24 protein-coding genes are annotated in these 23627 nt (G+C 38.7%); 8 read left to right on the plus strand and 16 right to left on the minus strand.

Going from position 1 to position 23627, the window contains the following annotated elements:
* Positions 1-145: 145 nt before the first annotated feature.
* From IGI47_RS01295 to IGI47_RS01340, 10 genes are read right to left on the minus strand one after another with little or no spacing between them, the layout of a single operon-like run.
* On the minus strand, positions 146-1540 hold the full coding sequence (locus IGI47_RS01295) for an oxaloacetate decarboxylase subunit alpha (RefSeq protein ID WP_142421663.1): 1395 nt from the start codon (positions 1538-1540) through the stop codon (positions 146-148).
* The gene (gene citX / locus IGI47_RS01300; RefSeq protein ID WP_311931310.1) at positions 1503-2081 is read right to left on the minus strand and encodes a citrate lyase holo-[acyl-carrier protein] synthase; all 579 of its coding nucleotides are present in this window, start codon (positions 2079-2081) and stop codon (positions 1503-1505) included. The genes IGI47_RS01295 and citX overlap by 38 nt, the downstream gene beginning before the upstream one ends.
* Positions 2074-3606, minus strand: a complete 1533-nt coding sequence (citF, locus tag IGI47_RS01305; protein ID WP_438783103.1) for a citrate lyase subunit alpha — start codon at positions 3604-3606, stop codon at positions 2074-2076. The genes citX and citF overlap by 8 nt, the downstream gene beginning before the upstream one ends.
* Positions 3607-3608: 2 nt before the next feature.
* On the minus strand, positions 3609-4496 hold the full coding sequence (citE, locus tag IGI47_RS01310; protein WP_311931308.1) for a citrate (pro-3S)-lyase subunit beta: 888 nt from the start codon (positions 4494-4496) through the stop codon (positions 3609-3611).
* Positions 4484-4792 carry a citrate lyase acyl carrier protein gene (citD, locus tag IGI47_RS01315; RefSeq protein WP_438783106.1) on the minus strand — a complete coding sequence of 103 codons (309 nt, stop codon included), beginning with the start codon at positions 4790-4792 and terminating at the stop codon, positions 4484-4486. Before citD ends, citE begins: the two co-directional genes overlap by 13 nt.
* 5 nt (positions 4793-4797) lie before the next feature.
* Complete coding sequence (gene citC / locus IGI47_RS01320; RefSeq protein ID WP_438783107.1) at positions 4798-5802, minus strand: [citrate (pro-3S)-lyase] ligase; 1005 nt, start codon at positions 5800-5802, stop codon at positions 4798-4800.
* Positions 5803-5814: 12 nt separating this feature from the next.
* A complete protein-coding gene (locus tag IGI47_RS01325; RefSeq protein WP_016177153.1) occupies positions 5815-5940 on the minus strand; it encodes an OadG-related small transporter subunit in 126 nt (41 codons plus the stop codon).
* Positions 5941-5955: 15 nt separating this feature from the next.
* Positions 5956-7071, minus strand: coding sequence for a sodium ion-translocating decarboxylase subunit beta (locus IGI47_RS01330; protein ID WP_081133676.1), 1116 nt, complete (start codon positions 7069-7071; stop codon positions 5956-5958).
* 26 nt (positions 7072-7097) lie between these two features.
* Positions 7098-7481, minus strand: coding sequence for an acetyl-CoA carboxylase biotin carboxyl carrier protein subunit (locus IGI47_RS01335; RefSeq protein ID WP_311931306.1), 384 nt, complete (start codon positions 7479-7481; stop codon positions 7098-7100).
* 13 nt (positions 7482-7494) lie between these two features.
* Complete coding sequence (locus IGI47_RS01340) at positions 7495-7827, minus strand: hypothetical protein (RefSeq protein WP_438783108.1); 333 nt, start codon at positions 7825-7827, stop codon at positions 7495-7497.
* Between the two features lie 412 nt (positions 7828-8239).
* Here IGI47_RS01340 and IGI47_RS01345 point away from each other — a divergent pair, with 412 nt between their 5' ends.
* From IGI47_RS01345 to citG, 3 genes are all read left to right on the plus strand, one after another.
* Positions 8240-9586, plus strand: coding sequence for a CitMHS family transporter (locus IGI47_RS01345; protein ID WP_438783110.1), 1347 nt, complete (start codon positions 8240-8242; stop codon positions 9584-9586).
* A 222-nt stretch (positions 9587-9808) separates the two neighbouring features.
* The gene (locus tag IGI47_RS01350; protein WP_016177148.1) at positions 9809-10504 is read left to right on the plus strand and encodes a GntR family transcriptional regulator; all 696 of its coding nucleotides are present in this window, start codon (positions 9809-9811) and stop codon (positions 10502-10504) included.
* Positions 10497-11375, plus strand: coding sequence for a triphosphoribosyl-dephospho-CoA synthase CitG (citG, locus tag IGI47_RS01355; protein WP_311931303.1), 879 nt, complete (start codon positions 10497-10499; stop codon positions 11373-11375). The genes IGI47_RS01350 and citG overlap by 8 nt, the downstream gene beginning before the upstream one ends.
* Here the strand turns inward: citG and IGI47_RS01360 are convergent.
* The gene (locus IGI47_RS01360; protein ID WP_016177146.1) at positions 11324-12058 is read right to left on the minus strand and encodes a response regulator transcription factor; all 735 of its coding nucleotides are present in this window, start codon (positions 12056-12058) and stop codon (positions 11324-11326) included. The two genes, citG and IGI47_RS01360, sit on opposite strands and share 52 nt — an antisense overlap.
* Before the next feature lie 57 nt (positions 12059-12115).
* Between IGI47_RS01360 and IGI47_RS01365 the strand changes: the two genes are divergently transcribed.
* Both IGI47_RS01365 and IGI47_RS01370 read left to right on the plus strand, forming a co-directional pair.
* Positions 12116-13897: a sensor histidine kinase gene (locus tag IGI47_RS01365; protein ID WP_438783112.1), complete on the plus strand. Its 1782-nt coding sequence runs from the start codon at positions 12116-12118 to the stop codon at positions 13895-13897.
* A gap of 483 nt (positions 13898-14380) precedes the next feature.
* Positions 14381-14686 carry a hypothetical protein gene (locus tag IGI47_RS01370; protein ID WP_438783113.1) on the plus strand — a complete coding sequence of 102 codons (306 nt, stop codon included), beginning with the start codon at positions 14381-14383 and terminating at the stop codon, positions 14684-14686.
* Positions 14687-15388: 702 nt separating this feature from the next.
* Here IGI47_RS01370 and IGI47_RS01375 read toward each other — a convergent pair.
* Together IGI47_RS01375 and IGI47_RS01380 are read right to left on the minus strand one after the other, a co-directional pair.
* Positions 15389-15550 (minus strand): hypothetical protein, encoded by a 162-nt coding sequence (locus IGI47_RS01375; RefSeq protein ID WP_005877524.1) that lies wholly within the window; start codon positions 15548-15550, stop codon positions 15389-15391.
* Positions 15551-15641: 91 nt separating this feature from the next.
* The gene (locus IGI47_RS01380) at positions 15642-16223 is read right to left on the minus strand and encodes a TMEM175 family protein (RefSeq protein WP_438783115.1); all 582 of its coding nucleotides are present in this window, start codon (positions 16221-16223) and stop codon (positions 15642-15644) included.
* A gap of 245 nt (positions 16224-16468) precedes the next feature.
* On the opposite strand from IGI47_RS01380, the gene IGI47_RS01385 reads away from it, so the two are divergent.
* Positions 16469-16666, plus strand: a complete 198-nt coding sequence (locus tag IGI47_RS01385; protein ID WP_113845071.1) for a hypothetical protein — start codon at positions 16469-16471, stop codon at positions 16664-16666.
* A 353-nt stretch (positions 16667-17019) separates the two neighbouring features.
* Here IGI47_RS01385 and IGI47_RS01390 read toward each other — a convergent pair whose 3' ends face one another.
* Positions 17020-17838: a ZIP family metal transporter gene (locus tag IGI47_RS01390; RefSeq protein WP_311931298.1), complete on the minus strand. Its 819-nt coding sequence runs from the start codon at positions 17836-17838 to the stop codon at positions 17020-17022.
* Positions 17839-17987: 149 nt separating this feature from the next.
* On the opposite strand from IGI47_RS01390, the gene spxB reads away from it, so the two are divergent.
* Complete coding sequence (gene spxB, locus IGI47_RS01395; RefSeq protein WP_438783117.1) at positions 17988-19718, plus strand: pyruvate oxidase; 1731 nt, start codon at positions 17988-17990, stop codon at positions 19716-19718.
* 101 nt (positions 19719-19819) lie between these two features.
* Here spxB and IGI47_RS01400 read toward each other — a convergent pair whose 3' ends face one another.
* Positions 19820-20341, minus strand: coding sequence for an HdeD family acid-resistance protein (locus IGI47_RS01400; protein WP_081133668.1), 522 nt, complete (start codon positions 20339-20341; stop codon positions 19820-19822).
* A gap of 385 nt (positions 20342-20726) precedes the next feature.
* Between IGI47_RS01400 and IGI47_RS01405 the strand changes: the two genes are divergently transcribed.
* Complete coding sequence (locus IGI47_RS01405; protein ID WP_311931296.1) at positions 20727-22349, plus strand: ABC-F family ATP-binding cassette domain-containing protein; 1623 nt, start codon at positions 20727-20729, stop codon at positions 22347-22349.
* A gap of 365 nt (positions 22350-22714) precedes the next feature.
* On the opposite strand, the gene IGI47_RS01410 is transcribed toward IGI47_RS01405, so the two are convergent.
* On the minus strand, positions 22715-23578 hold the full coding sequence (locus tag IGI47_RS01410; protein WP_438783118.1) for a DegV family protein: 864 nt from the start codon (positions 23576-23578) through the stop codon (positions 22715-22717).
* Positions 23579-23627 lie beyond the last annotated feature (49 nt).

Consider the following 23627-nt stretch of genomic DNA (forward strand, 5'->3'; position numbering starts at 1 on the left):
AGCACGAATAGATGATAGAAGCAGAAGCCTTCGAAAACCGAAATTCACAAAAGTTTGAAGAGTAATTTTTCGTGAATCCCTTTATATTTCTCAGTGAACCACTACTGTTTAGGCCTCTTATGAAAGTTGATCGCCTATGCTATGTTTATGCTGAAAAATCGATCTTCACTTCTACTGTTTGAAGAGGTACATCGTAAAACGGGTCTTCTCTGCGCCCTAGAAAATCTTTGGCTTGTTTTGGAAATAGAGCATACATCAAAACATCTTCTTCTGTTTTCGCATATTCTGCAATTTCCTTACGAAATTCCGGTAGTTGTGGTGCGATCAAATCAGCTGGTCGAACAGTAACAACTGCTTCTTGACCGATGATGAGTTCTTTGATTTCCTCACTGATCGGTACTGGAGCTTTTCCATAAAGCCCTCTAACGTAATCCTTGATTTCACTGGGCACTAATTTATAGCGTTCACCAGAGATCACATTCATCAGTGCTTGTGTACCTACCATTTGAGAAAGTGGCGTAACAAGTGGCGGGTAACCCAGATCTGCTCGAACTTTTGGTACTTCTGCCAGAACATCTTCATATTTGTCTTGAAGTCCTTGTTCGGTCAACTGACTAAGCAAGTTCGAGAGCATACCACCTGGAACTTGGTAGATCAACGTTTTAGGCTCGATGTCCTTCACTTTGGGATTCAAAAGGCCTTCTTCTCTAAAACGGTCACGTACAGGATTGAAATGTTCAGCAATCTGCGCCACTTTGTCCATATCTAAACCAGTATCAAAGCCCATTTCGGCTAACGTCATCGCTACCGATTCCGTAGCAGGCTGACTTGTTCCGCCAGCAAAAGAAGAAATGGCCGTATCGATGATATCAGCTCCTGCTTCAGCGACTTTCAGATACGTCATTTCAGCAATCCCACTGGTCGCATGCGTATGGACTTCTAAAGGTAGATCAATCGTTTCTTTGATACGGCTAACTAATTCAAAACCAGTGTGTGGGGTCAATACACCAGCCATATCTTTGATACAGATAGAATCCGCGCCTGTATCCGCCATTTCTTTTGCTAATTGGACAAAATAATCGACTGTATGGATCGGACTTGTCGTATAAGAAATAGCTGCTTGACAATGCCCACCTGCTTCTTTGGCTGTAACGATCGCAGTTTGTAGATTGCGGGTATCATTCAATGCATCAAATACTCGAATGATATCTATCCCATTTTGGATCGATTTTTCAACAAAATCACGCACGACATCATCCGCATAATTTTTATACCCTAATAAATTTTGTCCTCGTAGCAACATCTGTAATTTTGTGTTTTTCACTTCTTTACGAATCGTTCGTAATCGTTCCCAGGGATCTTCATTCAAAAATCTTAGGCAGGAATCAAAGGTTGCCCCTCCCCACATTTCTAGAGAATGGTATCCTGCCTGATCCATTGTTTTTAAGATAGGCAACATATCACTTGTTGGCATGCGTGTCGCAATCAAGCTTTGTTGGCCATCACGTAAAACGGTTTCCATGAACTGGATTTTTTTCATAAAATCGTCTCCTTTCTTTGTCTACGATTGCTTGGATTGCGTACTGCATTTCTTTCACCGTATGCGTTCTTGAACGGCCGCATACTTTCGCTTCTTCTGTACAAAGCAAACATTTTCGCTTAGGATATCCCAATTTTTCACGGGTAAGAGGTTGAATATTTTCTGTAAATGCGAGTACGTCGATATCTGCCAATCGACCAAATGGATGTTCCTCTTCGATCACGACCATTTTTTGTTTCGCTTCTTTTTGCGTTACATTGAGTTTTAAATAATACTCTGAACCTGTCCATTCATGATGGAGTACTTTTGCGCCCATTTCTTCTTCTGAAAAAGCATGTTCGATTTCTTTCACCAAGACGAGAAAGACGTTCTGCCATTCATATGAATTTTTGATTGGCCCAGGAATATTCAGGGTCAAACAAACCAGACTTTGATTTTTATCTTGCCCTAATAACTTTTTCTGTCTTTCCGCTCTGTTGGATCGCGCAGTTAGCATTTGCTCTAAAGTAATCGTGTGCCCTTTAAATAATTCGTTAGACATTTTTGACCACATCGATGATCGTGCCATCACGGTATTCGATCAAAGCGACTACTTTTTCCCCATATTCGATTGACTCGGGCGTGCCAACGATTTGATAGGCTTTTTCTTTTAGTTCTTCCAGCGTGAATTGTGGGATATCTACGGTATTAAAATGAGCCAATAAGTCTGAGCGGTTTGGATTGATCGCAATACCTACTTCTGTGACTACGACGTCGATACTTGAGCCTGGTGTGACCACTGTATTGACTTGATCCACGATCGTAGGGATTCTTCCACGAACTAACGGAGCGATAACTAGGCTCATTTTACATGCCATACTCGTATCTGAATGCCCGCCAGAAGCTCCACGGATCACCCCATCGGACCCAGTGATCACGTTGACGTTATAATCCGTATCGATTTCCAAAGCAGATAAGATAGCCGTATCTAGCTGATTGATCACTGAACCTTTACTTAAAGGTGATGCATACATATTGGCATCAATCTCATAATGCTGGTCATTTTTCCCTAACGACAACGCAGAAGAATGATCAAAATCTTGTACATCGATGATTTTTCCAACTAAGCCTTCTTCTAATAATTCGACCATGGCATTCGTGATTCCGCCAAGAGCAAAACTTGCAGTAATCCCATCTTCGATCATTGCTTCTCGCAAAAAGCGTGAAACAGCTAGTGCTGCGCCTCCTGTCCCTGTTTGGAAGGAGAAACCTTCACGGTAATAAGGCGAATTCGTGATTACTTTCGCTGCATATTCAGCAATCAATAATTCTTTGGGATTTTTTGTAAAACGAGTGGCACCTTTAGCAATTCCTTCTGGATCACCGATTTCATCAATCTCCACTACAAAATCAACATCCGTTTGTGGAATGCTGATGGGGGTGTTCGGGAAAGGAACAAGCGTGTCTGTGATGATGACTACCTGATCTGCATATTTCGCATCAACCATTGCATAGCCCAGAGAGCCGCAAATGGCCTTTCCTACCGTACCATTCGCATTTCCATAAGCATCTGAACTAGGCGCTCCTAGAAATGCAACATCAATATGGATATCCCCAGTGGCAATCGCGCGAGCCCGTCCACCATGTGAACGAATAATCACTGGATTCTCCATGATTCCTTCAGAGATAGCTGCCCCGACTTTATCTCTTAGACCACTGGAAGTAATGTTTGTGACTACTCCGTTTTTGATATGCTCAATCAAGGGCTCGTGTACATTTGCAATGGAACTTGGCGCAATCGTCAGATTTTTGATGCCCATGTGCGCAATTTCTGCCAATACTTGGTTCATCACTCGATCACCTTCACGAAAATGATGATGGAAGGAAATCGTCATGCCGTCTTTTAACCCTGTTTTTTCGATTGCTTCACGTAGACTGCCTACTAATTTTGTTTCTCGTGGTTTTCTTGGCACGATCCTGCGACTGGCTTCATCATATGGTGTGATATGCGCCAATTCTCCTTCGAAAATATCGTAATGTTCAGCGATTTCTTGAGGGATCTCTTTTCCCGCTTTGTTTCTGACCATCTTTACATCCCCTCCTCTGAGATTAATTTGGCTGCTTTTGCAAGTGCAATCACTCGTTGCGCCCGTTCTACGATTGGTTTGTCGATCATTTTTCCGTTGAGTGAAATGACACCAGAACCTTTTGCTTCCGCTTCGTTGATTGCCCAAATCACTTCTTTTGCATGTTGGATCTCTTTTTCCGTTGGTGCATAGATGGCATTGACTAATGGGATCTGTCGAGGATTGATCACGGATTTCCCATCGAAACCTAGCTGTTTGATCAAGTTTGTTTCTGCTTGGAAGCCTTCGACATTGTCTACATCAGAATAAACGGTATCGATTGCTGCGATTCCTGCTGCTCGTGCCGCATGTAAAATCATATTTCGTGCAAAAAACAGTTCTTGCCCATCTGGATATCGTTTTGTTTTCATATTCGTCACATAATCTTCTGCGCCCAAAGCAATCCCAATCAGTCGAGTAGATGCTTGCGCGATTTCTCGTGCATTCAACACACCTTCTGCAGATTCGATCGCTGCCATCATTTTTGTTGTACCAACTGGGATCTGATTGCTTTCTTCCACTAGTGTAATTGCTTCATCCACATCAATGATATCTTGAGATGTCTCTGTTTTAGGTAATCGAATGACATTGACACCTGCTAAAACGACTGCTTCAATATCTTGTTTTCCGACAGTATCTAATCCATTGATTCGCACAACTGTTTCAACTGCTGAATAATCAAAGGTCTTTAAAGCAAAATGGACAAGTGTCCGTGCTGCATCTTTTTCTTTTAATGAAACCGCATCCTCTAGATCAAACATGATGGAATCTGCTCCATATAGTGGCGCATCGCGAAGCATTGCCGCATTTGCACCTGGAACAAACATCATCGTTCTTCTTAAACGTTCCATGAGTCGATCTCCTTCCAAACATAACTTTCTTCTTCCGCTGCGCGATGGACAGCAGTAATCAAACGAGCAACGATCGTACAATCTAAGGCACCTTTGTCCACTGCTGTTACTTTTGCTCGTGTAATCCCCAATTGTTGTAAGGTAGTGGTCATCATCTGACGAATCTGTTTCCCAAATTGTTTTTCCACGCTGCTTTCTAATGAAAGTTCGATTTGCTCCTGTTCATTGGGTGCAATAGTAATTAAAATATCACTTGATTCTACTGTACCGGCAGAAGCGATTTTTTTGATTTCCATTCGTTTCACTCCTTGATTATTTTCAATTTATGCAAATACGTGTAAGTCGTCTCTGGCAGAAATTTTTTTAAAAGAGGCAAGTCATTTTTTTGAATGGCTTCACGAACTTTTGTCGCACTGATGATCGAATCATCAACCTGTAAGCGAGGAATGATCGTCAAAGTTATTTCTGGATAAAAGACAGCTTTCATTGCTTCGTTATACTTATTCGTTACTGGCGAAAATGGTTCTTCACCGACATAGCGCCTTTTAATCATTAAGATTGGTGCAATCTTTTGCTTGAACAATTGTGCATCAAAGGTAGCCTGTAGCTGAGCAAGTTCTAATGGCGCACGCTCTTTTAGAAAATAAGCAGGAAATACGGCAGACGATACGAGATACTCGTTGGTCGTCAACACCACCACATTTTTTAAATGTGCAACCCCCATTTTCACCATTTCCAATCGATCTCTTGCAGAAAATTCAGAACGCTCTTCTGATAGAACAAAGACATAGACTTGTTCACTTTCAGCAGCTGCTGTCTCAATCAAATATTGATGCCCTTTGGTGAAAGGATTGGCATTCATCACGATTGCACTTTGATTTTCCCCTTCTTTTTTTCTACTTCGCAAATATGCTTCATATTGGTTGAAGGAAGGCGCTCCAAATTCCATGAAACTGATCGTTTGAGTCGTTAATATTTCTTGGAAACCCAAAGAATGAAAAATCGCTTGATTCTCTGGCTTTGTATATACAAACAGATGGGTTTGGTCCACCGCTCTTAATCGTTCCACTAAATGTGTGATTATACTTGTTAAAAGATTCTCAGATTGATAATTCTTACAAACAGCAAGACATTTGATGATTTTCCCTTGATAAGAACCTGTAGCAATCAGTTGGCCTTGTTCATAAATGCCCACCGTATACTCGACTGGTTCATCTGTGCGCAGACCTGTTTTTTCTAACAGCGCGCACCATTGTTGCCATGCTTTTTTATCTTGAGCTAACCACAAACGTTTTAGATTCTCCATTTGATCCCTTCTTTATTTTTTTACTGGGAACAGTTTTGCTAAAGTTAATGAGGCTAAGTAGATGATCAAGATAACTGCAAAAACACCGCCCCAACCGAAAAGTAATAGTTCTAATGATACCCACAAATCATGTGTCATCTGTCTTCCTCCTTCTTAAGTTAATAAGGCTAATAACAGCCCACCAGCGATAACAGATGCAATCTGTCCCGAAACATTCGCGCCTGCTGCATGCATCAAAATAAAGTTTTGCGGATCTTCATCTGTTGCCATTTTTTGGATCACTCGACTAGACATTGGAAATGCAGAGATACCTGCTGCACCAATCATTGGATTGACTTTTTCTTTGCGGAAAAGGTTCAATAACTTCGCAAACAACACCCCACCGATTGAATCCATGATGAACGCCACTAATCCTAGTGCAATGACCATCAACGTATCGATTTGCAGGAATTCTTCGTATTGCATTTTCACTGAGATCGATAACCCTAAAAGAATACTGATAATGTTGACCAGTTCATTTTGCGCAGTAATAGAAAGTCGATCTAATACGCCACATTCTCTTAACAGATTCCCAAACATCAAGAAACCTACAAGTGGCAGCGATACTGGTGCAATCAATCCAGCAACGATCGAGATCACAATTGGAAAAAGAATCTTCGCTGTTTGTGAGACTTCACCTGCTCGATAGTTCATTCTGATCCGACGTTCATTTTTAGTTGTTACTGCTTTGATGGCTATAGGCTGGATGATTGGCACTAACGCCATGTAGGAGTAAGCGGCAACCATGATTGCTCCCATGTATTTTGAGTTCAGTGTGTTCGCTACAAAAATAGAAGTAGGTCCATCGGCCGCACCAATGATCCCGATAGATGCAGCATCATTTAAATCAAATCCTAGCAACACCGCCATGATGATCGTAAAAAAGATCCCAAACTGAGCAGCGGCTCCGAATAACAATAGGAATGGATTTTGCAACAATGGACCAAAGTCGATCATTGCACCGATCCCGATAAATAATAGCAATGGAAAAAGTTCTGTATTGATCCCCATATCAAAGAGTACTTGGAATGGCCCCGCCTCTCCACCGGCACTCAATACTCCTGAGTTCGGAAAATTGACTAAGATCGTTCCTAAGCCCATCGGTACTAATAAAGTTGGCTCATATTCTTTTTTGATTCCCAGATACATCAGCACGCCACCGATGATCATCATGACCAAGCGACCAGGTTCAGCCCCGATCCCCATCACACCTTCTAACAAAGTCTCCATAAACGTCACTTCCTCTTTTCTTTAAATTAATTGATTGTAATCAGCGCATCTCCTGGATTGACCATATCCCCCGTTGAAACATAGATGCCAGCAACAATTCCTGACTTTCCAGCAACGATTTCATTTTCCATCTTCATTGCCTCTAAGATCATCAATGGTTGGTTTTCTTGAACGGATTCTCCTGGATTAACTAGGATTTTAAGAATCGTACCAGGCATCGGTGCAGTCATCGCATCTGCTGTGGCAGCACTGGTTTGAACTGGTGCTGCTGGTTTAACTACTGGTTCTGGATTTACTGCCGGAGTTGGTGCGGTTGGTTGCGGTACACTAGCAACTTGTGGTGCGCCGATTTCTTCCATCTCTACTAAATATTCTGTTCCATTTACTGTAATTTTAAATTTTCGCAATATGTTATTTCCTCCATTATTTTGATCTTTTCTTTATATTTTTGACAATGAATTGTGATTGCTGAGATTCCCCTGCCATAATACTTGCCGCAATTACGGAAGTAAGGACAACTTCAGGATTCTTTTGCTTGATACTTTTGATAATAAATTGACTATCTGGTCGATCACCTGCGACGATCGCCGTAGCAATCACACTAACTAAGTCATAATCTTCTGGGGGAGCCGGTATATATTCTGGAACCGCTTCCCATTCATCGGTCAACACACGATGTTTTTCTTGTTGATTGCTCGGTTGGATAAATTTCTCTTCTTTTTGTGTTTTTTTGAACAATCTTTCGAAGATCCCCATTTCTCCTCTCCTTTCTATTTTTCTGACTTACTCTTAATTATAAAAATTACTCGAGATACGGCTAGTGTGAATTGTAGGATAAATTGTTTTTTCATTGTTTCTTTTTATTCATTTTTTCTAAAAACTAGTTAAAACGTTGATATTAAGCGTTTTTTATAGCATTAATATTTCATTAAGAACTTTTTAAGCAAGCGATAAGATTTGTTTCTCTGGATTGTTTTTTTCCTGTTCTTTTTCTAGGAACCTCTTTTCTTCTCTCAAAATTTTGACTATTCTTAACCACATCAAAGAAAGTAAAAAAGAAAGGAGAGGCTCCAAATTTGTTTATATCATCACAAATAAGAACTTATTTTTTTACGATTATTTGTTAACGCTTACAGATTTTTATTTTAGTTAGAGAGGAAGGAACACCATGTTACTTACTGTTTTATCTTATGCTATGATCATTGTTTTTATGTTCGTTATTATGAAAAAGAAGATGTCTCCTTTTACTTCTTTAGTCCTTATCCCGTTGATTTTTACACTTTTTGCGATGGTATCAGGTGCCGCTGAGAAAGGTTCAATTGGTGATTTTGTTTTAGAAGGGATTTCTACTACCGCTAACACGGGGATCATGTTGCTTTTTGCTATTTTATATTTTTCAATCATGCTTGATGCAGGTCTGTTTGACCCCATCACTAAAAAAATGATTTATTTTGCTAAAGGCGATCCGATGAAAGTATTGATGGCTACAGCAGTCGTTGCAGCAGCCGTTTCATTGAATGGCGATGGAACAACCACCACGTTGATTTGCTGTTCTGCATTTATTCCGATTTATAAGAAGTTGAATATGAAGATGATGAATCTAGGTGTTTTGATCATCCTAAAAAACACGATCATGAATCTTTTGCCTTGGGGTGGTCCAACAGCACGTGCGATGGCAGTATTAGAAGTAGATGCTGACATCTTGACCTATCTTCTGCCTGGTATGGTTCTTTCTCTGCTTTATGTTACCTTCTTTGTTGCTCGGAGAATGGGAAAACAAGAACGGGCACGTTTAGGGATCACAGAACTCACTACTGAAGAAATCGAAGAGATGACCACGATCACTGATCCTGATACATTAAAAATTCGTTGTCCGCACAACTTTATTTTCAATGGATTGTTAACGATCCTTTTGATTGCTTGGCTTGTAGCAAGCTCGTTTATCGATACGATCGCATTACCGCCGATTTTACTGTTTTTAGTGGGTACATGTATCGCGTTGATGATCAACTATCCAATATTAAAAGACCAATCTGCACGTATTGGTGCAAATGGTGGAGACGCTGTTCAAGTAGTTATCTTAGTCTTCGCAGCCGGTGTCTTCATGGGCTTGTTCCAAGGTTCAGGGATGGCAACTGCTTTAGCGAATAGTTTCACTACGATCATTCCAGAACAACTGGCAGGCTTCTGGGGATTAGTCATCGCCTTGATTTCTGCTCCAGGTACATTCTTTATTTCCAATGACGGTTTCTACTTTGGGGTCTTGCCAGTCTTAGCTGAAGCAGGAAGAGCCTATGGATTTACCAATATGGAGATGGCTCTTGCTTCATTGATGGGACAAGCCTTCCACTTATTAAGCCCACTTGTCGCATTTATTTACTTGCTTTTACGCTTGACTGGCTTAGATATGGGACAATGGCAGAAAGAATCTGCAAAATATGCCTTAGGTATCTTCATCATCTTTGTAGTGACGATCGTACTTTTAGGCCATATGCCACTTTATATTCCACAATAAACAAAAATAGCTAGTAGAAAATTTAGGGTTGAATTTAGTTATGTTTTTCGTTATGATTCCGATAATGAACCGATTAGTTCCTTATAAGTAGATAAGATAGACGGCGTTTATTACGAAGTTCCTGTTCAATAAAAAGTTGAGTGACTGATCTCCTCTTGATTGATGAAAGGTGCCTTACAATAAATGCCGTTTATTTGAACGAATCAGAGTAGGAGTTGACAAATGAATGCAATGATTGAAAACGTCAGACAAAACTTAGACTTCTCGCAGAACAAGCCTTTAAAAGTTCTTGTGTATGAAGCATTTCGCAAAACGATTATTTTAGGTCAAATCCCTGCAGGCTCTAGAATCAATGAAAAAGAGTTCTCAGATACCTTGAATATCAGTCGAACACCCATCCGTTATGCGTTAAGGCAATTAGTTGATGAACAGTTGGTCGAACATGTACCTAAAATCGGGATCGTAGTCAAAGGAATCAGTAAAAAAGATGCATATGAAATTTTTGATATACGCAAATCTCTTGATACATTGGCAACAATCAAAGCAATGGAAAAAATGGATGAGAAAGATTTTCTGGAATTAAAAGAATTACTGACATATGGAGACAAATTGAACGAAGAAGACCGTGTTGATGAATTGTTAGCCAATTTTTCAGATTTCAATACCTTCATTTATGAAAAAAGTCAGATGTTACGTTTAAAAGGAATCGTGATGGAATTACGCTCTTATCTACTTTATTTTCGTGATATTTCGATCCGTTCTTCTGAACGACGCAGTGTTGCTTTAGCCGAACATTGGTTGATTTATCGAGGGATGAAAACAAACAATATTGCACAGATAAAGATGATCACGCAGGAACATTTAGATCATTCATTGCAATTCATACTAGCGGAAATGGAGCGACAAAAAATTGGATGAACAATTACTTACGATCAGTAACTATGCGGAAACGGCTTTATACGAAGAAGTTGCATTGTCGCCAAAACCTGGGCTCGTAGATCGCTTTTCAAACGGGGCCCACCGTGACATGGATTTCCAAATGTTTCTTGCGAGCATCCAAAGCCTGCGCCCATTCTTCAAGGAATATCTCTATTTAGGTTTGACACATCGCGGTCAGCCTTCTTTATTATTCGATTCTTTGCGTGAAACTGGAAAAATGGCGGAAACAGCTATGCTAAAAGCAACAAAAGGGATCAATACACATAAAGGAGCCAACTTTTCTTTTGCTGTTTTACTAGGGGCTACCGGACTTCATCTGCAGTCGAATATACACCTCCCTTTTGCTGCTAAAGATACTCAAAAGATACTGTCACTTTCACAAGATATCACGCAAGACGTAGTCGCCAAAGATTTTCAACAATTAACAACCAAGCAACACTTGTCTTATGGGGAAGAATTGTATTTGAAGTACCAAATATCTGGTATTCGTGGGGAAGCGGCGAACGGATATCCGGCACTGCAAAAATTGATGTGTTTTTTGCGCAAACACCAAGAACTCAGGAAAGAGGAATTACTTTTACGTGCATTACTGTATTTAATGAGTGAGGTGGAAGACAGCAATATCCTCCATCGTGGGGGGCGAGATGCTTTAAAAGAGATAAAAAAAGAAAGCTTAGATTTACAGAAATCTAGACTTTCTTATGTGCAACTAGTCAAAAAATTAAAAGAATATGATCAGCAACTGACCACCCGCTATCTCAGTCCAGGTGGTTCAGCAGATCTACTCTCATTAGGGATCTATTTTTCATTTTTAGAAAAGTTGTTTTCCCCTTCTGGTAAAAAGGTGTAGCCGATCCCCCAAACAGTTTTGATATACTGCGCGTTTTTGGGGTCGGTTTCAATTTTATTTCTTAGATGATTCACAAAAACCATGATCGTGTTTGCGTCAAATTCGCCATCTTCCCAGACGCTGCTATAGATCTGTTCTTTCGAAAAAACCTGGTCCGGATTCAGCATAAAGAAACGCATCAATTGGATTTCCTTGGAAGAAAGCTTGATAGGCTGTCCATTTTTATAAAGTTGGTAGCGATTTTGATCAAAACGAAAATCGCCAACAATGATTTCTTTTTTTTCAGCTGTCGAATGATGATTCCGAATCACTTTGTTACGATCCAACGCCGCAACAACTTGAGCACGTAAAAGATCCAACGAAAAAGGCTTTGTCAAATATTGATCTGCACCAACTTCAAGGCCATTGATGATTTCTTGCTCACTTGTTTTACCGCTTAAAAAGAAAATAGGCGTAAATGGATTCGCTTCTCGGATCATTTGAGCAAGATGATATCCATCATTTTCATGCTCCAAACAGATATCCAACAAAAATAGATCAAACTCGACTCGAGTGATGATATCTAGCGCTTTTTCTACTGAATCACTTTGATACACTAGAATCCCTGTTGACTGAAGTGCTTTCCAAATCAAACGGCGTACACTTGGTTCATCGTCTATGATTAATATTTTTTCATTTCGCAAAAGAAACTCTCCTTGCTTTATTATATAATAATGGAAACGGTAAAAAGGAAGATCATGATGAAAAAGCTAACTTACAAGAAACTTTATAGTCTCATCCTAGTCGTTACATTACTGACGATTCTCGGCAAGATTTTTACCTGCTCTAGCTATTACCAGTTGCAAAAGCATGCGGTTGATCTAGCAGAAAATCAGCTCTCGACCCTCAACCATTCCGCAATAAACGTAGTGAAAACAAAGTTTCGTTCTTATCAGCAAACATTGAACCTGCTCCAACCAGAAATGACAAACGAACAGTTCATTGACGAACCAAAGAATCTTTCCAATTTAAAAAATGAAGAAGCGCTCGTTGGTCTTTTCCTTTTTTCGCAGGATGGAACCTTAATAAATAGCCAACCTTTGCACACCGCACAACCGACTGCAGGATTAGCTAAACTTGTTGCCAAAGATCCCGACTTTTCTCAAGCTTTATCGGGTAGTATCAAGCAGAATGGTGCCGTTTATTTCAATGATAACCACTCCTACATAAATATCTATCAAACCGTGTCTTTAAACAATAACCAGCATGCCTTACTCGTATTGCTCGCTGATCTGCAGACCCTCTACCATTCTGAATTATTGGATACAGATGATCAAGCTGGTTACACAATGGTCAAAAATCAAGAAATGAAAGTCGTCATGCATCCTTCAAGTGAGCAAATAGGTCTTTCTATTGTAAATGGGCGAGAGGAAAAATACCCCACACTTGATTTATCTGATCTAAAAAAATTAGAAAAAAAGCAATTGACACAATCTAGAGGGGATGCTGTCTATTACTCTTATTGGTGGCCTAAACCAAAAATAAAAAGAGTATTGAAAATCACGTCATTCGAATGGACTACTATTGGAAATAACCGTCTCATTTTTGCCAGCAATGAAGACTACTACGAAAGAAACGGCTTGTTGCTACAAGATGGATTGATCATTATCGGTTTACTCATGATCTTATTGGTTGTCATCGCGTTATTAGGTCTATCAATTAAATATTATCATAAGCGCAACCAAACTTATGCTGAAAATTTACAATTAAAGAAACATCAACAGTTGCTCCAAGAGAAGCATGCCCTTGAAAAACAAATTCTTCAAGAATCGAAGCTCGAAACAATTGGGTTACTGACCACCACGATCGTCCATGACATGAACAACTTTTTAACGCCCATCATTGGTAATTTGCAGTTGCTGATGGAAGAACATCATGAAGACGAACTATTAGTGGACGACCTTAATGAAGTTTACCAATCTGCGATCAAAGGACAGAACCTTTCAAAGAATGTTCTACGTTTTTCAAAAGTGGAAACAGCACCTAAAAGTAATTATGCACTTTCGCAAGTAATACAAGAAGCCATTGATCATCTTTCTTTACTCGTACCAAAAAGCTTTACTTTAACTACGGATTTGCCAGATATAGGAAAAACTGTCTTTGAAAAAGAAGATCTGCAAATCATCATCTACAACTTGATCACGAATGCTTATCAGGCCAAACAAGATGCACATGTTTCAATTACACTCTTTGCTGATGATCCATTTGCATATTTTGATCAATCGCTACTTCCTAAGACGAAGAAAAAGACAAATGTACCTGGTCAATTCGCAATTATCGAAATTTCTGATAACGGACCTGGTATTCCTTTAGAGATCAGAGAAAAAATTTTTACTCCCTTCTTTACAACAAAAAAAGAAGTCGGCGGAACCGGCCTAGGGTTATTCATCGTTTCATCCATCATCAAAAAAAATGGATGGTCGATCCAACTCGTCAGCCAGTCACAAGGCACTACCTTTTATTTAGGTATTCCGTTAAACTAAGTTTCAAAAAATAGACCTTGTTGAAAATTTTCAAGAAAATTCGCTACTTGTAATTTTATTCGCTACTGAATGAGAGAAGCGATATGAATTTTCTTGAAGCTTTTTATATCTTATCACGAAAACGTTAACAAGAATAATTATTATCAACAGTTTTATTAGTTATTTTTCATTTAACCCTCAATAAAATAAACTATAAAATAATAAAATTTATGCTTTATTTTTTATGTAAATACACTTATACTTTGATTGTGGTATTTTATTAATAACGCATTAAAAAAATGTAGCTTTTATTATTACTAACAGCATCACTCACAAAAATTTTTTATAATATGAGCAACTGTTTTTATAGCATAATCACCATATAGGAGTGTGGAAGATGAAAAAACAATTATTCTCGTTAGTAGTATTTTAATAATAGTCGCTATATTTTTTATTGTTGATTTCTTGACCTCTCCTATAAAAGATATCTCTTCAAAAGCACAGATGCAGCCAACACAAACATCAAAGATGGACTATGTGCCTACTGAAAACGAACTAGTCAAAAATGAAGGCCCTCATCTTCGTCTATTAGGCAGTTATGAAGTTGTTGAGATCAATTTTGATGATCACCCTTATATCACTTTGCTCAATGAAGAACACGAGGATATCAGCTTTACGATCACTATTTTAGACAAAGATAAAAAGATATTCATTATCCCAGCTATCCAATTCGCACCACAGAATCTACATGTATCAGATACCTTTGGTTTAGCAAAAAAAGATACTCGCTATTTTGCTTACAAAGAATAGCCTCCTGAGTGCAACACTATTGAGAAATCCTCCAACTAGCATACCCCCTCGTGGTATTTTTACGCAATACATAGAGGACGTAAGGCAAAAAAAGTAAGGCCACTTTTGCCTCCCACTTCAAACAAAAATAAACTATGGGAGAAGAAGCATTTCCTTCGAAAAATCAGTATTCACCAAAAATTTGAAAAGCAATTTTCATATAGCCTTCTTCTTTCTCAAAATGAAACACTTCTAACCTTTTGTTTACTTCTCATTTTTGAAGTTTCCGGACTGATCTGTTCTACCCACTCATTGATGTATCCTTCTCCACATTTTACTCAATTTACTTCTAGCTCCTACAAACGTCTTTACGATTTTCTTTGATTCGTTATTTTAAATTTATAAAATAACATCCTTTTTATTGCTGTAAGTTATTTTTTATTTGCTTTTCCTTAGCTCTTGCAACCTGTTAATATTTATACATTATCTATGTATAAATCGACTTTACCCTTATAGCTATGCCTTTAGCCTCCTCCCCTCTTTATGTGGAAAACATTTTTTCAAACCTAAAGTTTTCCACATGAGCGTCCAAAAGTCAGGTTTTTCGGAAATCTCAAAAAAAAAAGCGTGGGACAAAAGTAAGAAACACTTCTGTCCCAGCCTCTTTTCTCTTCAATTTCTCAAACCTAAACGACTTTTGTCTCGACCTCTTTTCAGAAATTATTATTTGTTTTTTCTTTGGTCCTTGGTTTTCAGTGAAACAAAAAACGTGAGCAGCAAAGATAAAATGATGACTACTGAGCCGCATTTCTGTTGATCCAGATAAATGAGGATCGTTACCATGCTAGTAATCAACCCAATCGTTAATTTTTTCCTGTCTATCATAAGCATCCCTCTTCGGATACTATTCTCTTCTATAGATTCGATCATTTTTTTATCTTTTGTTTATATTTATCTTAATTTTTCTTATTGTTATTTAGTCAACGTAATGGGATTCGATTTTCTTACTTGGCATCAACCAGCCGAATAACATGATTCCATTAGTGATCAAGACAGCGAGGGGCGTCACTAGATAGCCTAGAACGATTCCGATGATATTCAATGAGATGGTCAAATAGGATTTTTTATAGTTGCCTAATAGTTCCTTGATTGCTTTCTTATGGGCTGTATCAGAATTAACCAATTCCCTTGCGAGGAAATAATACGCGATATTGGCACCTAACGAAACACCTCCATATATGATTGCTGGAACTAAACTAAACGTGTATTCGCTGATCCAAGAAGTTGCAAATGGAAAAAGTGACAAAGCAAAGAGAAAAAAGCTATTTGCCCATAATACCTTCCCATTTACTTTATGGACGACTTGGAACATATGATGATGATTGTTCCAATAGATAACTAAAGTAAAAAAACTGATAATGTAGATCAAAAAACGAGAGACTAAAGCTGACAAAGCTTGCCAAGTATCTGAACTTGGTTCATGTAACTCTAAAACGAGAATTGTCATGATAATCGCAATCACGGCATCGGTAAAAGCTTCTAAACGATTTTTCGACATAAGTTCCGCCTCCTTATTTGCCTTATTTTAGTAGAAAAGAACGGAAAAAAGCAACCATTTCATACAGCTAAATACCAAATAAAAAATCAGACTAACGATGGATGTGGCTGTTCATCCATTCTGTTATACTTTTTTCAATAAGAAGTTACCATATTTGTTCATCGGGCACCGGGTCAATTCAATTGCTGTAGTAAAGGACATCAACGTAACCGCTAGTCGATGCAAATAAGAAAAGAGGGATTGTTATGCAACGTAGAAATAGTTTCTTAAATATCTTCATGTTGATCATGGTATTGGTTGTTGCTGGTTTTGCCATCAGTCTTTTTGTTGGTGTATTGAGCAGCATCTTATGGTTTGCTGTCAAATTGCTGATTCCTATAGCTATCATTATTTGGCTGATTCGTGCCATTAGTGGGGCTAATCGAAACCGCAAATACTATTAATCGAATACTCGAATGAGTTGATTACTCGGACATTTACTACAAAAAAACAGGGACAGAAAAGCAACCTCTGAAGGTTATCTAATCTGTTCCTGTTTTCATCCAAAGATAAGAGGTCTGCCTCTAGAAACACTTCCCAAAAAAAGAGTGCGGGACAAATCTAAAAATCAGGTTTGCTAAAGACTCTCGAATAAACGGCGTCCTAAAGTCAGGTTTTTCTATTCAATTTCTCAAACCTAAACGGCTTTTGTCTCGACCTCTTTATTAAACGTTCTTCAACAAGATCTTATGAATTGTGGCATGATTTCACACATTTTAGTGTTTTTCTATTTATCATTAAATGATATATCATTCGTTCAACCCAGAGCAACATCAAGGATCATCATGATGATGAATCCTAACATCACACCAAATACAGCAAAATGCCGCTTGCTTGATAATGTTTGCTGTGCTTCGGGGATCAGTTCTTCTACAACGACATAGATCATTGCTCCAGCTGCAAATGCCAACGCGTACGGCAACAAGATCGATACCTTCGTCACTAAGATCGCACCAACGATACCAGCAATCGGTTCAACGATACCTGATGCTTGTCCATACATAAATGCCTTCGTACGGCTCAATCCTTCTTGCCGTAAGGGAATAGAAACGGCGGCTCCTTCTGGAAAGTTTTGAATACCTATTCCTAGTGCAACAGAAATTGCTGCTAAAACAGCCGTTGTAGGGTTATCTGCGGTAGTTGCTGCTCCAAAGGCTACCCCAACAGCTAAACCTTCTGGGATATTATGCAATGTAATCGAAAATACCAATAAAATCGTCCGCTTCAAGTGGGTGGGTAAGCCCTCTGTTTCATGTTGTGGCCCAAAATGCATGTGGGGCAATGTCTTATCCGCAATATAAAGGAAAAGTCCACCTAGTCCAAAGCCAATACTTACCACTAACCAAGCAATGTCGCCATTTTCTTCTGCTTTCGTGATTGCGGGATCTAGCAACGACCAAAAACTTGCAGCGATCATCACTCCTGAAGCAAAACCAAGCATCAAGTTCAAAACTTCTTTCTTGATCTCTTTAAAGAAAAAGACTAACGCAGCTCCCAGTGCAGTCATAAAATAGGTAAAGCCAGTCCCTACCAATGCCTGTTGCCACGGGTCTAATCTTAATAGCCATTCAGCCATATTTTTCTCCTTTCAATCCTTTACTTACTACTCTAGCATATAGAAAAAAGCATGACTACTATTTTACGAAAAGACGTATTAGTTGGGGATTTTCTGACAAAGCACTATACTTTAGTTAGTAAATTTTAACACTAAGGGAGTGGAGAGTTATGTCGACAATCAATGCTGGTGTCGCTATGATAAAAGTTCTTGAAAGTTGGGGAGTCGATCATATTTACGGAATTCCTGGTGGTTCATTCAATTCCATCATGGATGCTTTATATCATGAAAAAGAAAAAATCAAATATATCCAAGTTCGTCATGAAGAAGTCGGTGCATTAGCCGCAGCTGCCGATGCAAAACTAACGGGCAAAGTCGGCGCTGTGTTTGGTTCTGCTGGTCCTGGCGCAACCCATTTGATCAATGGACTATATGATGCCCAAATGGATCATGTCCCTCTCGTAGCGCTATTAGGACAAGTAGCTTCTGCAGCGATGAATTATAATTCTTTCCAAGAATTAAATGAAAATCCTATTTTTGCAGATGTTAGTGTCTATAACAGAACAGTGATGACGCCACAAAGTTTGCCACATGTAGTCGATGAAGCGATCAAAGCTGCTTACGAACATAAAGGTGTTGCGATCGTGACGATTCCTGTAGATTTAGGTTTTGCTGAAATCGAAGAACAAGATTTCACGACTGCAGCTACACACAAAACCGGCTACATCTTACCTGACGAAAAAGATTTGTTGGCTGCACTTCCTTACATTGAAAAAGCAAAGAAACCTGTATTGTATGTTGGGCAAGGCACGCGTAATGGTTTCGAACAGATCAAACACTTTTCAGAACACTTTTCAGTTCCTGTCGTTGCTTCTGTTCTAGCCAAGGGAATTGTTCCTGATAGTTATAAAAATTTTCTTGGGTTTGCTGGACGAGTTGCGACGAAACCTGCAAACGAAGCACTTGCTGAAGCTGATTTGATTTTATTCGTGGGAAGTGACTTTCCATTTGGTCGAGCTTTCTTCAATCCTGATGCTGCCTTTATTCAAGTAGATATCGATGCATCAAAATTTGGCCGCAGACATGCCGTTTCTCTTTCAATCCTAGGAGATGCCAACACCACTTTAGAAAGACTAGCAGAACTTGGCCAATCTCGACCTGAAGAACGTTGGTATCTAGCAAATCAAGAAAACAAAGAGAACTGGGTCAACTGGTTGAAATCATTTGAAAATCGTGAAGAGCAACCTATCCGCCCGGAAGCAGTTTATAAAGAAATCAATCGTATTGCGAAAGACGATGCAATCTTTGTCACGGATGTCGGCAATACCACGATCCACTCGATTCGTCTTTTAGATATGAACGGCAACCAAAAGCATACTACTTCTGGTTGGTTCGCAACGATGGGAAATGGTGTTCCTGGAGGAATTGCTGCTCAATTAAGCTTTCCAGAAAAACAAGTGTTCACTCTAAGTGGCGATGGCGGATTCGCGATGGTCATGCAAGATATCATCACACAAGTCAAATACCAATTACCAATCATCAACGTCGTCTTCTCGAATGATTCCTTTGGTTTTATCGAAGCAGAACAAGAAGATACAGAACAAAAGAAATTTGGTGTCTTTTTGGAAGATGCAGATTTTGGTAAGGCCAGTGAAGCATTAGGTGCAGACAGTTTCACGATTACTGATTACCATCAACTACGACCAGCGTTTGATGCAGCTCAAAAGTCAACACGCCCTGTAGTCATTGATGTCAAAATCGAAAATAAACGACCACTACCTGTAGAAGACTTGCATTTAGATCCTCGAAAATATTCCACAGATGAAATCAATGCCTTCAAAGAAAAATATGAAGTTCATGATATGCCTGTATTAAATGAACTATATGAAAAACGTGAGTAAGTTATCCTAAAAGCACACTATAAAAAACGAATAAGCTCATAAAAAAGAGGCAGGACATAATAATGTCCTGCCTCTTTTTTATATAAACTACTGTCGAATATTTATCTAAATGCGTAAACGATATGAGTAATACCAAATAACATAAAATAGAATCCAACTAAGAAACTTAGGGTCAATGCTGATGAGATAGGATTAAATAATAGCATGATCCCCAAAATGATACCTAAGATATTTACGATGACAGTGAACCAATAATAGCCATTACTTACCCCTTTAGCCAAATCAGCAGCCAATAAAGCAAATACGGAATCCGCAATGAACCACACTGCAAATACGAATGGCAATGCCACTACACCGGCTCCAATATTGAATAAGAAAAAGATTCCTACTAAAATATCGATGATCCCTACAACTAGTGGTGTCTTCCCTTTGTAGCCAGTCAATTCCTTCATGCGATTGCGAACAAATAATTCAAAAATTCCTTTTAAAAAGGCAAAAATAGCAAATACGACCACGATTGCCACAAGATTACCTACTGGATCTTGGAAAGACATCAGAGAAACAATCACAAATAATATCCCTAAGATCAAAGAACCCCAATCTACCGTTTTTCTTTCATTCATTTTTCAAACCTACTTTCATTTTGATCTACTATCCATACTACCTTTCTCTTTAAATAACGTCAAAACATATGCTGAAAGACGATTGATCGCTCTGTTGATATTGTATTACGAAGTTTTTGATACATCCGAGTGTAACCAATTTACATATGAGAAGGCTATTTATTCCTTATCCACTTTTTTTCTATCCAAGATCATTGTTTTTTTAGAAAAATACTGGAATACATACAGATATCCACCTTCTATCCATCAGCTGTTTCTTACTTTTTGTTACGTTGTTCCACGTGAAACACAAAGAATAGCTGATTACCTTGAAACTTTTACTTTTCCCCTATATAATTCTAGAAGACTTGTCAAAAATAATTAAAAGATAAAGTGAGGAAAAAAATTGATTACTGTAAATGATGTAAGTTTGCACTTTTCAGACCGCAAACTATTTGATGATGTTAATATTAAATTTACTCCCGGAAATTGCTATGGCTTAATAGGTGCAAATGGTGCAGGTAAATCAACGTTCCTTAAAGTATTATCCGGAGAGCTACAACCTTCTACAGGTACTGTCTCCTTGGGTCCAGATGAACGTATGGCCGTCTTGAAACAAAATCACTTCGACTATGAAGAATATACAGTCTTAGAAACAGTTATTATGGGACACAAACGATTGTACGAAGTAATGAAAGAAAAAGATGCCATCTACATGAAAGAAGACTTTACAGATGAAGACGGTATCCGAGCAGCCGAATTAGAAGGCGAATTTGCTGAGCTAAATGGTTGGGAAGCTGAACCAGAAGCAGCAGTATTATTACAAGGATTGAATATCCCTGAAGAATTACATCACCAACAAATGAGTGAACTTACGGGTGGTCAAAAAATCAAAGTCCTTTTAGCCCAAACACTATTTGGTAAACCAGATGTATTGCTATTAGATGAACCAACAAACGGATTGGATATCCAATCAATCAATTGGTTAGAAGAATTCTTGATTGAATTTGAAAATACAGTTATCGTCGTTTCTCATGACCGCCATTTCTTGAATAAAGTATGTACACATATGGCGGATCTAGACTTTGGAAAGATCAAATTATATGTCGGCAACTATGATTTTTGGTTAGAATCTAGTCAACTAGCTACAAAGTTACAAGCAAATGCAAATGCAAAAAAAGAAGAACAAATCAAAGAATTACAAGATTTTATCGCTCGTTTCAGCGCGAATGCTTCAAAATCAAAACAAGCGACTTCTCGTAAAAAAATGTTAGAAAAAATCACGTTAGATGACATCCAGCCATCTTCTCGTCGCTATCCATTCGTTGGTTTCAAACCAGAACGTGAAATCGGCAACGACCTTTTACAAGTCGAAAACGTGAGTGTTACTATTGATGGTAAGAAAATTTTAAATGATATATCATTTATTTTGAACAAAGAAGACAAGGTAGCTTTTGTTGCTGAAAATGATATCACAACTACGACACTATTCAAAGTAATCATGGGTGAGATCATACCAGATACAGGTACAGTGCGCTGGGGTGTCACAACAAGCAATGCTTATTTACCAAAGGATACAACGAAAGAATTTGATACGGACCTAACGATTTTAGACTGGTTGAGACAATATGCAGGTAAAGAAGAAGACGACAATACTTTCTTACGCAGCTTCTTAGGTAGAATGCTATTTTCTGGTGAAGACGTCTTGAAGCCTGTAAATGTCCTATCTGGGGGCGAAAAAGTCCGTTGTATGCTTTCTAAAATGATGCTTTCTAAAGCAAATGTCTTAGTTTTAGACGATCCAACGAACCATTTGGACCTAGAGTCAATCACTGCATTGAATGATGGGCTAATGGCCTTCACAGGTTCTATTCTCTTTGCTTCACACGATCATCAGTTTATCCAAACTCTTGCAAACCGCATCATTGCTGTTTCTGATAAAGGAGTCATCGATCGCGCAGACACAACGTATGATGAGTTTTTAGAAAACAAAGATATCCAAAAACAATTAAATGAGTTATGGAAGTAAACGGATCAATTGTTTCGTGACTGATTGATCGTTGAATCCTACTGGTGCTGAAATTCCTTAACAAAGAAGCAAGTGGGACAAATCTAAAAATCAGTTTTGCTACAGACTCTCGAATAAACGGGCGGCCAAAAGTCAGGTTTTTTGGAAATCTCAAAAAAAAAAAACGAGCATGGGACAAAAGTAAGAAACACTTTTGTCTCATGCTTTAAAAACGAATAAACGGTGGGAGCAAAAGCAACTCCTTTGGAAATAAGCCGAAATTCACAGAATTTGCAAAACAATTTCCATGATTCTCTGGTTCTTTCTCGGAATGAAATACTTCTGTTGCAACCTGTTCTTTCTATTCGATTAGTGATGGTACACTTCTATCGTTTGATCCCCATTGAAAAAATGGCGATACAGCCATAGCCAGTATGACTAGCGATCGTAGGACCCAACGGATAAAGTTTCACTTCTTTCATCTTGATGTTCTCTTCTAACAGGCGTTTCGCTTTTTCGGCACTTTCTAAGTCCCCTGCATAGGCAATATAGACGATTTGTTCTAAAGGTGCGACGATCGTTTTAATCGTTTCTTCTACGACTTTTTGGATCGATTTATTTCTGCCACGCACTTTATCGACATTCGTCAGATGCCCTTCTTCATCTACTGTAATAATTGGTTTGACACTCAGAATACTTCCTAATGTAGCGCTAGCCTTTGAAATACGTCCGCCACGTTCAAGATGTTTCAAATCATCGACGGTTACCCAAGAGTGTACTTTTAAATAATTATTTTTTAACCACTCTAACGTTTCTTCTAATGTTTTTCCTTCATCTTTCAATCGCACAGCTTCTAATACCAACACGCCTTCACCAACACTAGCGGCTTTCGTGTCAAATACATGTATCTGAGGGTCAGGATACTCTTCTTTTAGTAATTCTACAGCTTGCAATGCACTACTATAAGAGCCACTCAATGCACTTGAGAAAGCAACATATAAAACTGGGATTTTTCTTTCAGCATACGTACGGAAGAATTCAAGGTATTGTCCCACATTGATCTGTGAGGTGGTTGGCGTTGCTCCATTTCTCAATTGTTCCATATATTTGTCATAGTTAAATGTTTTCCCCAGATCATCCACTAATTCTTGTTCATCTAACTGGATCTTCATTGACAAAAAGTCAACATTCGTCGCTACGAGTACTTGATAAGGAAGATCACAACATGAGTCTGTTACTATTTGATACACCTACTTCAACTCCTTCACCATTCATTTTACCCTTAACCTCTATTATAGC

Source organism: Enterococcus sp. AZ191, from assembly GCF_051713845.1.
GTDB lineage: Bacteria > Bacillota > Bacilli > Lactobacillales > Enterococcaceae > Enterococcus_B > Enterococcus_B durans.

What these genes read in the sequence shown, in the direction of transcription:
- IGI47_RS01365 (WP_438783112.1), top strand. Translation starts at nt 12,116, where the DNA reads ATGAAAAAGCTAACTTACAAGAAACTTTATAGTCTCATCCTAGTCGTT.
- IGI47_RS01370 (WP_438783113.1), top strand. Translation starts at nt 14,381, where the DNA reads ATGCAGCCAACACAAACATCAAAGATGGACTATGTGCCTACTGAAAAC.
- IGI47_RS01295 (WP_142421663.1), bottom strand. Translation starts at nt 1,540, where the DNA reads ATGAAAAAAATCCAGTTCATGGAAACCGTTTTACGTGATGGCCAACAA.
- citC (WP_438783107.1), bottom strand. Translation starts at nt 5,802, where the DNA reads ATGGAGAATCTAAAACGTTTGTGGTTAGCTCAAGATAAAAAAGCATGG.
- IGI47_RS01340 (WP_438783108.1), bottom strand. Translation starts at nt 7,827, where the DNA reads ATGGGGATCTTCGAAAGATTGTTCAAAAAAACACAAAAAGAAGAGAAA.
- IGI47_RS01380 (WP_438783115.1), bottom strand. Translation starts at nt 16,223, where the DNA reads ATGTCGAAAAATCGTTTAGAAGCTTTTACCGATGCCGTGATTGCGATT.
- citD (WP_438783106.1), bottom strand. Translation starts at nt 4,792, where the DNA reads ATGGAAATCAAAAAAATCGCTTCTGCCGGTACAGTAGAATCAAGTGAT.
- IGI47_RS01345 (WP_438783110.1), top strand. Translation starts at nt 8,240, where the DNA reads ATGTTACTTACTGTTTTATCTTATGCTATGATCATTGTTTTTATGTTC.
- IGI47_RS01350 (WP_016177148.1), top strand. Translation starts at nt 9,809, where the DNA reads ATGAATGCAATGATTGAAAACGTCAGACAAAACTTAGACTTCTCGCAG.
- citE (WP_311931308.1), bottom strand. Translation starts at nt 4,496, where the DNA reads ATGGAACGTTTAAGAAGAACGATGATGTTTGTTCCAGGTGCAAATGCG.
- citF (WP_438783103.1), bottom strand. Translation starts at nt 3,606, where the DNA reads ATGGTCAGAAACAAAGCGGGAAAAGAGATCCCTCAAGAAATCGCTGAA.
- IGI47_RS01375 (WP_005877524.1), bottom strand. Translation starts at nt 15,550, where the DNA reads ATGATAGACAGGAAAAAATTAACGATTGGGTTGATTACTAGCATGGTA.
- IGI47_RS01400 (WP_081133668.1), bottom strand. Translation starts at nt 20,341, where the DNA reads ATGAATGAAAGAAAAACGGTAGATTGGGGTTCTTTGATCTTAGGGATA.
- citX (WP_311931310.1), bottom strand. Translation starts at nt 2,081, where the DNA reads ATGTCTAACGAATTATTTAAAGGGCACACGATTACTTTAGAGCAAATG.
- IGI47_RS01385 (WP_113845071.1), top strand. Translation starts at nt 16,469, where the DNA reads ATGCAACGTAGAAATAGTTTCTTAAATATCTTCATGTTGATCATGGTA.
- IGI47_RS01390 (WP_311931298.1), bottom strand. Translation starts at nt 17,838, where the DNA reads ATGGCTGAATGGCTATTAAGATTAGACCCGTGGCAACAGGCATTGGTA.
- IGI47_RS01325 (WP_016177153.1), bottom strand. Translation starts at nt 5,940, where the DNA reads ATGACACATGATTTGTGGGTATCATTAGAACTATTACTTTTCGGTTGG.
- spxB (WP_438783117.1), top strand. Translation starts at nt 17,988, where the DNA reads ATGTCGACAATCAATGCTGGTGTCGCTATGATAAAAGTTCTTGAAAGT.
- IGI47_RS01330 (WP_081133676.1), bottom strand. Translation starts at nt 7,071, where the DNA reads ATGGAGACTTTGTTAGAAGGTGTGATGGGGATCGGGGCTGAACCTGGT.